This window comes from Variovorax sp. GW821-FHT09B01 (assembly GCF_059418345.1).
Genome location: NZ_JBWKPQ010000045.1, coordinates 1 through 11,681, shown reverse-complemented (window position 1 = coordinate 11,681; position 11,681 = coordinate 1). Strand labels below are relative to the sequence as shown.

Here is an 11,681-nt window from a genome sequence, read left to right as displayed (position 1 = left end):
CCCATGCCTTCCTTCACCCCCCGCCAGTTCGTCATCCTCGTCCTGCTGACCCTTGCCTGGGGCCTCAACTGGCCGGTGATGAAGCTCGGCGTGGCGGACTATCCGCCGCTGGCCTTTCGCGCGATCTCGATCTGGCTCGGGCTGCCGGTGCTGGGCCTGGCGCTGGCGTGGATGAAGGTGCCGTTCCGCGTGCCGCGCGGCGCCTGGCCCGAGCTGCTGTGGCTGGGCGCCACCAACATGTTCGTCTGGCACGCCTGCATCATCCTCGCGGTGAAGGCGCTGTCGGGCGGGCGCGCGGCCATCCTCGGCTACACCATGCCGGTGTTCTCGGCCGTGATCGGCGCGCTGCTGTTCTCGGCCGCGCTCTCGCGCCGTGCCTGGACCGGCGTGGGCGCCTGCGCGATCGGCGTGGGCCTGCTGCTGTGGCACGAGCTCACCGACCTCGCGGGGCGGCCCGGCTACGTCGCGCTCGCACTGGTGGCGGCCGCCACCTGGGCGCTGGGCACGCAGCTGCTGCGCCACACGCGCATCGGGCTGCCGACGCTCACGCTCTCGTTCTGGATGACGGCGCTCACCGCGGTGGTGATGACGGTGCTGTCGGCGCTGTTCGAACGCGACCAGTGGCGCTGGCCCGGCAGCGTGACCTGGGGCGCGATCCTCTACAACGCGGTGCTGATCTTCGGCTTCGCGCACGCCGCGTGGTTCTATCTCGCGCGCGGGCTGCCGCCCGTGGCCTCCACGCTCAGCGTGATGTTCATCCCGGTGCTCGGCGTGTTCAGCGGCGCGGTGTGGCTCGGCGAGGCGGTGCACTGGCAGGACTGGGTGGCGGTGGCGCTGATGATGGTGGCGATCGCCTCGGTGCTGTGGCCCTCGCGCGCCGCGCGCACCTGAGCCGCTGCCGCGCGCGCATGACCCGCGAGGTCATGGACCCGGTGCAGTCGATGCGGGACAGTACGTCCAGGCATCAACCACTGGAGAAAGCACCATGAACGGCTTCAACATCCTCCCCCTCGCGGTCGCCCTGCTGATCGGCATCGCGGCACTGGGCTCGTGCATCGGCATCGCGCTGGTGGGGCAGAAGTTCCTCGAGGGCACGACGCGCCAGCCCGAGATGGTCGACACGCTGCAGACCAAGTTCTTCCTGGTCGCGGGCGTGACCGACGGGGCGTTCATCATCGCCACCGGCATCGGCCTGTGGTTCGCGACCGCCAGCCCCTTCGGCTGATCGGCGCGAAAGAAGCGGCGCACCACGCAGGCGCCGCGCCCTCTTCGAGGGCATCAGAAGCGGCATCGGCCCGGGTCGATGCCGCTTCTTTTTTGGGGACATCGGGGCCGCGCACGAGGCGGCCACTGGCACCATTCGTGCTAGCACCGTTGACACCGAATTGTTTACGGCTAAAGTATTTAGCTATCAACGGTTCGACGCCGTTTCACCCCCATCCCTGCCGGAGAATCCGATGAGCCAACCGTCCCCGAAATCGTCCGCGCTGCTGCGCACCCTGCTTTCGCTGCTGCTGTGCGGCGCCGCGGCCTCGGCCCTGGCCGCGCCGGTCAAGGTCGGCCTCGCGCTCGACATCTCGGGTCCGTTCGCGGCGCTGGGCGCCGAGGCGCGCGACGGCTTCGCGCTCGGCATCAAGCAGCTGGGCGGCAAGCTCGGCGGGCAGGAGGTGGAGTTCGTGCAGGCCGACATGGCCGGCAGCCCCGACCAGGCCAAGCAGCTGGTCGACCGCATGATCCAGCGCGACAAGATCGACATCTTCAGCGGCCCGATCGGCTCCAACGTGGCGCTGGCCGTCGGCCCGACGCTGTTCAACGCCAAGGTGCCCTACCTCTCGGCCAATGCCGGCCCGAGCCAGTTCGCGGGCGCGCAGTGCAATGCCTACTTCTTCGGCACCGCCTACCAGAACGACCAGTTCCACGAGGCCGCCGGCAAGTTCGCGCAGGACCGCGCCTTCAAGAAGATCGTGCTGATCGCGCCCAACTATCCCGCGGGCAAGGACGCGCTCGGCGGCTTCAAGCGCCAGTTCAAGGGCCAGGTGGCCGACGAGCTCTACACCAAGCTCGGCCAGATCGACTACGCGGCCGAGCTCGCGCAGCTGCGCGCCTCCAAGCCCGACTCGATCTACTTCTTCCTGCCCGGCGCGATGGGCATCAACTTCATCAAGCAGTTCGTGGGCGCGGGCCTGTCGAAGGACATCACGCTGGTCACCAGCGGCTTCTCGGCCGACGAGGACGTGATCGGCGCCGTGGGCGAGCCGATGCTGGGCCTGTTCAACACCTCGCACTGGGCGCACGACCTCGACAACGCCGCCAACAAGGCCTTCGTGGCCGCGTTCCGCAAGGAGTACAACGGCCGCTACCCGTCGGTCTACGCCGCGCAGGCCTACGACGCCATCCTCGCGATGGACGCCGCCGTGAAGCAGGCCGGCGGCAACGCGCAGAACCGCGAGGCCGTGATCGCGGCGCTCAAGAAGGCCAACTACGCCTCGACGCGCGGCACCTTCAAGTACGCCAACAACCACTACCCGATCGAGAACTTCTACCTGCGCGTGATCGGCAAGGACGCGCAGGGCAAGGTCACGAACAAGCTGATCAACACGGTGCTCACCAACTACGGCGACAGCTACGCCGACAAGTGCCCGATGAAGTGATCGGCGGGCCGGCTCGGCCTTCCGAATTTCCGCACGCCGGGGACGCGAGATTCGCGCGCCCCTGGCGTACGGCCATCCGCATTCCCTCTTCCTCCCCATGACTCCCATCCTCGTTCTCGAGCAGCTGCTCAACGGCCTCGGCTACGGCCTGATGCTGTTCCTGCTGGCCGCGGGCCTCACGCTGGTGTTCGGCATCATGGACGTGCTGAACCTCGCGCACGGTTCGCTGTTCATGGCCGGCGCCTACGTCGCGGCAGAGGCGCACACGCGCACCGGCTCGTTCGCCGCGGCCATCGTCATCGCGGTGGCGGTCACCGTGGTGGTGGCGCTGCTGCTCGAGGTGCTGCTGATGCGCCGCCTCTACACGCGCGACCACCTCGCGCAGGTGCTCGCGACCTTCGGCGTGATCCTGGTGGCCGACGACCTGGTCAAGATGATCTGGGGCCCGTCGCCGGTGATGGCGCCGACGCCCGCCGCGCTCTCGGGCCCGGTCGAGCTGATGGACGGCCTGCCCTATCCCTCGTACCGGCTGGTGATCCTGGTCGGCGGCATGCTGGTCGCGCTGGCGCTCTACCTGCTCGTGAACCACACGCGCATCGGCATGCGGGTGCGCGCGGGCGCCTCCGACCGGCCGATGGCCGAACTGATGGGCGTGCGCGTGGGCCGCATCTTCAACGGCGTGTTCCTGCTCGGCGCGGCACTCGCCGCGCTGGCCGGCGCGCTGATGGGACCGATCGTCGCGGTGCAGGTCGGCATGGGCGAACAGATCCTGATCCCGGCGCTGGTGGTGCTGGTGATCGGCGGCATCGGCTCGGTGCGCGGCGCCTTCGTGGCCGCGCTGCTGGTGGGCATCGTCGACACCATCGGCCGCGCCTTCGTGCCCATGCTGCTGCGCGCCACGCTGCCGCCGGCCACCGCGGCCGACCTCGGTCCGCTGGTGGCAGAGGTGGCGATGTACGCGCTGATGGTGGCGGTCCTTCTCTTCAGGCCCTCGGGCCTCTTCTCGGCACGCGCATGAAAACCCGTCACATCGGCCTCGGGCTGCTCGTGCTGCTGCTCGCCGCCTTTCCCCTGATCGCACCGCTGTTCGGCTTCGAGTTCTACATCGGCTTCGTGCGCCGCGTGCTGATCGTCGCGCTGGCCGCGGCCAGCCTCAACTTCATCCTCGGCTTCGGCGGCATGGTCGCGCTCGGCCATGCGGGCTTCATCGGCGTGGGTGCCTACACGGTGGTGGCGCTCAGCGACGCCGGCACGACCTCGGCCTGGGTGCTGTGGCCCGCAGCCGTGGTGGTGGCCGGCCTGGCCGCCGCGCTGATCGGCACGGTGGCGCTGCGCACGCGCGGCGTCTACTTCATCATGACCACGCTGGCCTTCGCGCAGATGCTGTATTTCGTCGCGGTCTCGCTGCGCAAGTACGGCGGCGACGACGGCTACACGCTGATGAGCCGCCCCACCCTGCTGCCGGGCCTCGACCTCGGCAACGAGAGCAACTTCTACTGGGTGGTGCTGGCGCTGGTGGCGCTCGCGCTGTGGTGGCTGCAGCGCGCCACGCAGTCGCGCTTCGGCCATGCGCTGATGGGCATCCGCGACAACGAGACGCGCATGCGCGCGCTCGGCTACCCGGTGTTCCGGCTGCAGCTCGCGGCCTTCGCGATCGCGGGCGCCATCGCCGGCCTGGCGGGCGCGCTGCTCGCGGGCGGCAACGGCTTCGTGAGCCCGGCCACCATGCACTGGACGCAGTCGGCCACGCTGCTGGTGATGGTGGTGATCGGCGGCCTCGGCCGCAGCTGGGGCGGGCCGGTGGGCGCCGCCGTGTGGCTGCTGCTCGAGGAAGCGCTCAAGCAGCACACCGAACACTGGCACATGCCGCTGGGCCTGCTGCTGATCGCCGTCGCCCTGTGGGCGCCCAAGGGACTGGCCGCGCTGTCGCGCCGCCGCGCACCGCTCGCAAAGGCTACGCCATGAGCCTGTTCAGGATCGAAGGACTGGTCAAGCGCTTCGGTGGCCTGCTGGCGACCGACCATGTGAGCCTCACGGTGGAGCGCGGCGAAGTGCATGCGCTGATCGGCCCCAACGGCGCGGGCAAGACCACGCTGGTGAACCTCATCACCGGCCTGCTCAAGGCCGATGCCGGCCGCATCCTGCTCGACGAGAAGGACATCACCGGCTTCAAGGACCACCAGCGCGTGGCCGCGGGCATGTCGCGCTGCTTCCAGGTCACGCGCGTGTTCGCCAAGGACACGGTGCACGACAACCTGATGCTGGCCGCGCAGGCGCACGCGGGCAGCAGCCTGCGCTTCCTCGCGCCGCGTTCGCGCGAGAAGGACCTGGCCGACCGCGCCGCCGCGCTGGCCGAGCGCGTGGGCCTGGCGCGCGAACGCGACCGCATCGCCGGCACGCTGCCGCACGGCGCGCAGCGCGCGCTCGACGTGGCGCTGGCGCTCGCGGCCGAACCCAAGCTGCTGCTGCTCGACGAACCGATGGCCGGCATGGGCCCCGACGAGTCGGCGCGCATGGTCGACCTGATCGAGTCGCTGCGCGCCTCGATGGCGATCCTGCTGATCGAGCACGACATGGACGCGGTGTTCCGCCTCGCCAGCCGGCTCACGGTGCTGGTGCAGGGCCGCGTGCTGATGAGCGGCACGGCCGACGAGGTGCGCGGGCATCCCGACGTGCAGGCGGTCTACCTGGGCACCGAAGCGGAAGGTCACGCATGAGCTCGACGACATTGTTGGAAGCCAACGCCATCGAGGCCGGTTATGGCGCGAGCCAGGTGCTGTTCGGCATCGACCTGCGCATCGGCGCGGGCGAGGTGCTCGCGCTGCTGGGCCGCAACGGCATGGGCAAGAGCACCCTGCTCAAGGTCATCACCGGCATGCTCGCGCCGATGCGCGGCGAGCTGCGCTTCGGCGGCGCGGCCATCGGCGGTCACAAGCCCGACGCCATCGCGCGCCGCGGCGTGGCCATCGTGCCCGAGGGCCGGCACGTGTTCCCCAACCTCAGCGTCGACGAGCACCTGCGCGCCTTCGCGCGCCCGCGCCCCGGCAGCGCGCCGCGCTGGACCGTCGAGGCGCTCTACGGCCTGTTCCCGCGCCTCGCGGAGCGCAAGGCCAACGCGGGCAACCAGCTCTCGGGCGGCGAGCAGCAGATGCTGGCGATCGCGCGCGCGCTGTCCACGCATCCGCGCCTCTTGATCCTCGACGAGGCCACCGAAGGCCTGGCGCCCGTGATCCGCGAGGAGATCTGGCACTGCATCGCCACGCTCAAGTCCGAGGGCGAGGCGATCCTGGTGGTCGACAAGTACGTGCAGCGCCTGCTGCCGCTGGCCGACCGGCACGTGATCCTCGAGCGCGGGCGCGTGGTGTGGCAGGGCGACTCGGCCGCGCTCGATGCCGACCGCTCGCTGTGGACGCGCTACCTGGGCGTGTAGGCGGCGTTCATCCGCGCGGACGGCGGGCCAGGAAGCTGGCCCAGCGTACGTCCTCGCGGCCGATCCACTGCCGCTCCCAATCCAGCTGCAGCCCGGCCGCCGCGAGCTGCGCGGCGAACCGGTCGCGGTCCCAGTACACGGTCTGGTAGTCGCCGTTGGTCTCGCCCTCGCCGATACGCATGCCCGCGAGGAAGACGCCGCCGGGCGCGAGCGCGTCGAACACCTTGAGCAGCACCGGCGCGATCTGCGCGCGATCGACATGGATCAGCACGGCCATCGCGAGGATGGCGTCGAAGGGCCCGCCCAGCGCGTCGGTGACGACATTGAGCAGCGCGCCCTGCTTGCCGCGCTCGGCCTGCAGGTCGAGAAAGGCCTGCGTCGCATCGGTGCGCCTGACGATCGCGCCCAGCGATTCGACGAAGTCGGCATCGCGCCCCGTGCCCGAGCCGACCTCGAGCACGCGGCCGCCCGCGGGCATGCACGCCACCATGCGGCGCAGCGCGTCCTCGATCTCGGGCGGCGGATGGTCCGCCACGATCGCGTCGTAGTCGCGCGCGGACGCCTCGTAGGACTGGAGGGTTCGCTGCATGCTGTCGAGCACCGGGGCGGGAATGTCCATCAAAGCCTTTGCAGTCCATCGAATCTCCGACGGAACGCACAAAGGCTAGGCCCAAGGCCACGCCTTGCTCACGGGGCAATCACTTAGAACCCCTGCATGACACCGGGCACGCGCCGCACCGGCGGCCGCAGGGCGCGCAAGGCCAGCGTCAGCACCACCGCGGCGCAGCCGGCGATGCCCGCCACCATCGGCAGCGGCGTTCCGTCGGCAAACGGCGCGACCAGCGCCACCATCACCGCGCCGCCCGCGAAGTTCATCGTGCCGATCAGCGCCGAGGCCGTGCCCGCGAGCGCGGCATGGCCCTCCATCGCGAGCACGAAGGCCGCGGGCACGATCAGGCCGTTGAGGCCGAAGCCGATCATCAGCAGCACCACCAGCACGAAGAGCCGGTCCACGCCCGCGAGCGTGAGCACCAGCAGCAGCCCGAGGGTGGCGGCCTGCGCCATCACCGCCGTGCGCAGCACGCGCCGGATGCCGAAGCGCGCCACCAGCCGGCCATTGGCCTGCGACAGCGCGAGCAGCGACACCGCATTGAGCGCGAACAGCACCGCGTACATGCGCGGCGAGACGCCGAAGTGCGTGCTCATCACGAAGGGCGAGTTGGCCACGTAGACGAAGAAGCTCGAGACGGTGAACGAGGCCATGAAGGCCAGCGCCATGAAGTGGCGGTCGCGCAGCAGCACGCCGTAGCCGGCCATGGCGCTGCGGAAGTTGCTCGACAGCCGCGCGGTGGCGGGCCGGGTCTCGGGCAGCAGGGCCAGCAGCATCGCGAGGCCCGCGAGCCCGACGGCGGCAACGGCGACGAACACGGCGCGCCAGCCCAGGCTCTCGGCCACGAGGCTGCCGGCCAGCGGCGCGAGGATCGGCGACACGCTGTAGACCATCAGCAGCAGCGACATCATCCGCGCCGCCTCGGGCCCGGTGTACAGGTCGCGCACCACGGCGCGCGGCGTGACCATGCAGGCGCAGGCGCCGAGCCCCTGCACGAAGCGCAGCGCGACCAGCACGCCCGCGCTGGGCGCGAAGGCGCAGCCGATGCTGGCGAGCATGAACAGCACGAGGCCCGCGACCATCGGCCGGCGGCGGCCGAACATGTCCGACAGCGGGCCCGCGACCAGCTGGCCGGCGCCGACCGCGATGAAGAAGGCCATCAGGCTGGCCTGCATCGCATGCGGATCGGCGTTCAGCGCGCGCCCGATGGCAGGCAGCGCGGGCAGGTACATGTCGATGGCGAAGGGGCCGATGGTGGTGAGCAGACCCAGCACGACGGCGTGACGGAAAACTGGAGCGTTCGAGGAGGACATGCCCCGATGGTCGCGCGTCGGGCTGAATGATTGAATAATCATCAGCACGCATTTCCTATTCATTCGTACAGAATCATGGATCCCTTGTCCGATGTGCTGGCCATGCTCACGGTGAGCAGCACGCTCTCGTCGCGCTTCGAGGCGCGCGGCCGCTGGGCCTTCCGCTACGGGCACTACGCCTCGCACATCAAGCTGGGCTGCGTGCTCGAGGGGCGCTTTCGCATCGAGGTCGAGGGCACGGCCGCGCCGGTGATGCTGGAGGCCGGCGACTTCTTCCTGCTGACCAACGGCCTGCCCTTCTCGGCCGCGAGCGATCCGCCGGGGCCGCTGCAGGACGGCACGCGCCTGAGCCGCGAGCAGCGCGGCCCCGACGGGGTGCTGCGCCACGACGGGCTGGATGCGAGCGACGCGACGCGCGTGGTGCTCGCGAGCGGGCGCTTCGCGCTCTCGGGCGAGGCCGGCGAACTGCTGCTGCGCCACCTGCCGCCGCTGATCCACCTGCGCGCAAGCGATCCGGGCGCGCGGCCGCTCGTGGGCCTGCTCGACCTGATGGGCTGGGAGACGGCAGAGCTGCGCCCGGGCTCGACCCTGGCGCGCACCAACCTCGCGGCGCTGGTGCTGGTGCAGGCGCTGCGCGTGCACCTCGCGAACGCGCCGCAGCCCGAGGGCTGGCTCGGCGCGATGACCGATGCGCGCATCGGCGCCGCGCTGTCGCGCATGCATGCCGACATCGCCCAGCCCTGGACGGTGGAGCGGCTGGCGCAGACGGCCAGCATGTCGCGCACGGCCTTCGCGCTGCGCTTCAAGGCGCTGACGGGCTCGACGCCGCTCGACTATCTCGGCGGCTGGCGCATGACGGTGGCGCGCCACGCGCTGCGGCACGGCGACGAGGGCATCGCGCGCATCGCCGAGCGCGTGGGCTACCAGTCGGAGACGGCCTTCAGCGCGGCCTTCCGGCGCGCGGTGGGCGAGAGCCCGGGGCGCTTTCGCAGCCAGGTGCGCGCCGAGGCGGCCGCCGCGGCCTGAGCCGCTTCACTCGGGCGCCGCGTCGAGGCGCAGCACGAGGTCTCGGCTGGCCTGGTTCATGCCGCTCACGTCGACCACGCTGCCGTGCTTGCGCAGCCGCTCGACCACCTTGCGCAGCGCCGCCACGGCGGTCACGTCCCAGAAGTGGGCCTGAGAAACATCGATGCGCACCGGCGCGCCGTCGATCTCGCGCACGTCGAAGGCATCGACCAGCATGTCGGCCGAGGCGAAGAAGACCTGCCCGCTCACGGCGAAGCGCCAGGCGCCCTCGTCGTCCTGCCGCCCCTGCACCCGCAGCAGCCGCGCCACCTTGAAGGTGAAGAAGACGCCGCTGAGCAGCACGCCGATGCCCACGCCCGCGGCCAGGTTGTCGGTGGCGACGGTAACGGCCACGGTGGCGAGCATCACGACGCTCGACAGGCGCGGATGGCGCACCAGCGTGCGCAGCGAGCCCCAGTCGAAGGTCGAGGCCGAGACCATCACCATGATCGCGACCAGCGCCGCCACCGGCACCTGCGACACCCAGGGCTTGAGCAGCACCATGAGGATCAGCAGGAAGGCGCCCGCGAACAGGGTCGAGAGCCGGCCGCGGCCGCCGTAGCGCACGTTGCTCACGGTCTGGCCGATCATTCCGCAGCCCGCGATGCCGCCGAAGCAGCTGGCCGCCACGTTCGCGAGGCCGAGGCCGCCGCACTCGCGGTTCTTCGAGCTCGGGGTGTCGGTGAGTTCGTCGACCACGCTCGCGGTCATCATCGATTCGAGCAGGCCGACCATCGCGATCGCGAAGGCGGGCAAGGCGATGATGCGCAGGGTCTCGAGGTTCAGCGGCACGGCGGGCAGCGCGAACATGGGCAAGGCATCGGGCAACTGGCCGAGGTCGGCCACGGTCTTGAGCGGCAGCCCGAGCCACTGGCCCGCGAGCGTGACCACCACGATGCACACCAGCGGCGAGGGCACCGCGGTGGTGAGGCGCGGCAGCAGGTAGATGACCGCGAGCCCGAGGCCGACCATCGCCCAGGTGGCGGCGTTGGCGCCGATGAAGTGCGGCATCTGCGCGGCGAAGATCAGGATCGCGAGGGCGTTGACGAAGCCGGTGCGCACCGACGACGAAACGAAGCGCATCAACACGCCCAGGCGCAGCAGCCCGAAGGCGATCTGCATCGCGCCCGCGAGCAGGCCGGCCGCGAGCAGATAGGCCAGGCCGTGCGCATGCACCAGCGGCGCGGCCACCAGCGCCACCGACCCGGCCGCGGCCGAGACCATGGCGGGGCGCCCGCCAGTGAAGGCGATGACGATGCCGATGACGAAGGAGGCGAACAGGCCCACCGCGGGATCGACGCCGGCGACGAAGGAAAAGGCGATGACCTCGGGAATGAGCGCGAAGGTGGCGACGGCGCCGGCCATCAGTTCGCGCGGAATGCTCGGGCACCACTCGGTGCGCAGGCGGCTGTAGCGGGAAGACATGGAGAAAACGGAAAGCAGCCCGCGTGCCGGCAAGGCATCGCGGGACGTTGGAAGGCATCGCGCCGGCTGGCGGCGCAAGGGAGAAAGCGGCGGGCGCTGCCGCCGCGCTTCATTCAATGCGCCAGGCTCAAGGGGGAGTCAGCCGCGAGCAGCCCGATTGCCGGGATTGGCTGTCGCGCGCGATGCGAGCGAGCACGTAGCAGGAGGCGCGCCGGCGTACGTGCCGGCCGAAGAGGATGAGGTCCGCGCGAAGCGTGTTCGGGTGGCGGGACGTCCTCGGGCACATGGGCGCCGATTGTAGGCAGCGCCCATGACGGCCTCAGACGGAGCGCGTGATGCCCCCGTCGACGCGCAGGTTCTGGCCGGTGATGTAGCCCGCGCCATCGGAGGCGAGAAAGCCGATGGTGGCGGCGATCTCGTCGCTGCGGCCGTAGCGGCCCATGGGGATGCGTTCGCGGAACACCTCCTTCTCGGGCAGGCTGTCGATGAAGCCGGGCAGCACGTTGTTCATGCGCACGTTGTGCTCCGCATACTGGTCGGCGAAGAGCTTGGTGAAGGCAGCGAGGCCGGCGCGGAACACGCCCGAGGTCGGAAACACGGGATCGGGTTCGAAGGCGGCGAAGGTCGAGATGTTGATGATGGCGCCGCCCCCCTGCTTGACCATGTGCGGCGTGACGAGGCGGCTGGGGCGCACGGCGCTCAGCAGGTAGACGTCCATGCCGCGGTGCCAGTCGTCGTCGGTGATTTCCAGAACGGGCGCGCGCGGGCCGTGGCCGGCGCTGTTGACGAGCACGTCGATGCGGCCCCACTCGGCGATGACGCGGTCGACGAGTGTCTTGAGGTCGTCGTTCGACTGGTTGGAGCCGGTCACGCCAATGCCGCCGAGCTCCTTCGCGAGGGCCTCGCCCTTGCCCGAGGAAGACAGGATGGCGACACGGAAACCGTCCTGCGCGAGCTTGCGGGCCGCGGCGGCGCCCATGCCGCTGCCGCCTGCGGTGACGATGGCTACCTTGTTGTGTTGTTGCTCAGAAGACATCCTGGATCCTTGGTTTCTTGCGGAGGGTCGCATTTAGCCAAGGAATCGTCGGTCTTGCCAGACTGGGCGTTTTTGTTCGGGGCGCGTGCACAGGACAGCGGGTACTTCCCTCCGCGAATGTCCCCCGCCTTCGGCTCCTCCTTTATTTCGC

The 11,681-nt window shown here is 70.4% G+C and carries 12 protein-coding genes; 8 read left to right on the top strand and 4 right to left on the bottom strand.

From position 1 onward, the window contains the following. Positions 1 to 3: 3 nt before the first annotated feature. The 7 genes from AC07RV_RS45140 (at position 4) to AC07RV_RS45110 (ending at position 6,081) form a co-directional block, all read left to right on the top strand. The gene (locus tag AC07RV_RS45140) at positions 4 to 891 is read left to right on the top strand and encodes a DMT family transporter (protein ID WP_209542914.1); all 888 of its coding nucleotides are present in this window, start codon (positions 4 to 6) and stop codon (positions 889 to 891) included. Positions 892 to 985: 94 nt separating this feature from the next. Next, positions 986 to 1,225: a F0F1 ATP synthase subunit C gene (atpE, locus tag AC07RV_RS45135; protein ID WP_057594681.1), complete on the top strand. Its 240-nt coding sequence runs from the start codon at positions 986 to 988 to the stop codon at positions 1,223 to 1,225. A 232-nt stretch (positions 1,226 to 1,457) separates the two neighbouring features. After that, positions 1,458 to 2,651, top strand: coding sequence for an ABC transporter substrate-binding protein (locus AC07RV_RS45130; RefSeq protein WP_296778983.1), 1,194 nt, complete (start codon positions 1,458 to 1,460; stop codon positions 2,649 to 2,651). Between the two features lie 97 nt (positions 2,652 to 2,748). Continuing rightward, positions 2,749 to 3,669: a branched-chain amino acid ABC transporter permease gene (locus AC07RV_RS45125; protein ID WP_057594683.1), complete on the top strand. Its 921-nt coding sequence runs from the start codon at positions 2,749 to 2,751 to the stop codon at positions 3,667 to 3,669. Next, positions 3,666 to 4,616 (top strand): branched-chain amino acid ABC transporter permease, encoded by a 951-nt coding sequence (locus tag AC07RV_RS45120; protein WP_296778985.1) that lies wholly within the window; start codon positions 3,666 to 3,668, stop codon positions 4,614 to 4,616. Before AC07RV_RS45125 ends, AC07RV_RS45120 begins: the two co-directional genes overlap by 4 nt. After that, positions 4,613 to 5,368, top strand: a complete 756-nt coding sequence (locus AC07RV_RS45115; protein ID WP_057594685.1) for an ABC transporter ATP-binding protein — start codon at positions 4,613 to 4,615, stop codon at positions 5,366 to 5,368. The genes AC07RV_RS45120 and AC07RV_RS45115 overlap by 4 nt, the downstream gene beginning before the upstream one ends. Then, positions 5,365 to 6,081 carry an ABC transporter ATP-binding protein gene (locus AC07RV_RS45110; protein WP_296778988.1) on the top strand — a complete coding sequence of 239 codons (717 nt, stop codon included), beginning with the start codon at positions 5,365 to 5,367 and terminating at the stop codon, positions 6,079 to 6,081. The genes AC07RV_RS45115 and AC07RV_RS45110 overlap by 4 nt, the downstream gene beginning before the upstream one ends. Before the next feature lie 7 nt (positions 6,082 to 6,088). On the opposite strand, the gene AC07RV_RS45105 is transcribed toward AC07RV_RS45110, so the two are convergent. Next, positions 6,089 to 6,700 (bottom strand): class I SAM-dependent methyltransferase, encoded by a 612-nt coding sequence (locus tag AC07RV_RS45105; RefSeq protein WP_296778991.1) that lies wholly within the window; start codon positions 6,698 to 6,700, stop codon positions 6,089 to 6,091. Between the two features lie 83 nt (positions 6,701 to 6,783). After that, positions 6,784 to 8,004, bottom strand: coding sequence for a multidrug effflux MFS transporter (locus AC07RV_RS45100; protein ID WP_296778993.1), 1,221 nt, complete (start codon positions 8,002 to 8,004; stop codon positions 6,784 to 6,786). 75 nt (positions 8,005 to 8,079) lie between these two features. On the opposite strand from AC07RV_RS45100, the gene AC07RV_RS45095 reads away from it, so the two are divergent. Further along, positions 8,080 to 9,030: an AraC family transcriptional regulator gene (locus AC07RV_RS45095; RefSeq protein WP_296778996.1), complete on the top strand. Its 951-nt coding sequence runs from the start codon at positions 8,080 to 8,082 to the stop codon at positions 9,028 to 9,030. 6 nt (positions 9,031 to 9,036) lie between these two features. Here the strand turns inward: AC07RV_RS45095 and AC07RV_RS45090 are convergent, their stop codons facing one another. Both AC07RV_RS45090 and AC07RV_RS45085 read right to left on the bottom strand, forming a co-directional pair. Continuing rightward, on the bottom strand, positions 9,037 to 10,494 hold the full coding sequence (locus tag AC07RV_RS45090; protein ID WP_296778999.1) for a SulP family inorganic anion transporter: 1,458 nt from the start codon (positions 10,492 to 10,494) through the stop codon (positions 9,037 to 9,039). A gap of 319 nt (positions 10,495 to 10,813) precedes the next feature. Beyond that, positions 10,814 to 11,530 carry an SDR family oxidoreductase gene (locus AC07RV_RS45085; protein WP_296779002.1) on the bottom strand — a complete coding sequence of 239 codons (717 nt, stop codon included), beginning with the start codon at positions 11,528 to 11,530 and terminating at the stop codon, positions 10,814 to 10,816. Between the last annotated feature and the right edge of the window lie 151 nt (positions 11,531 to 11,681).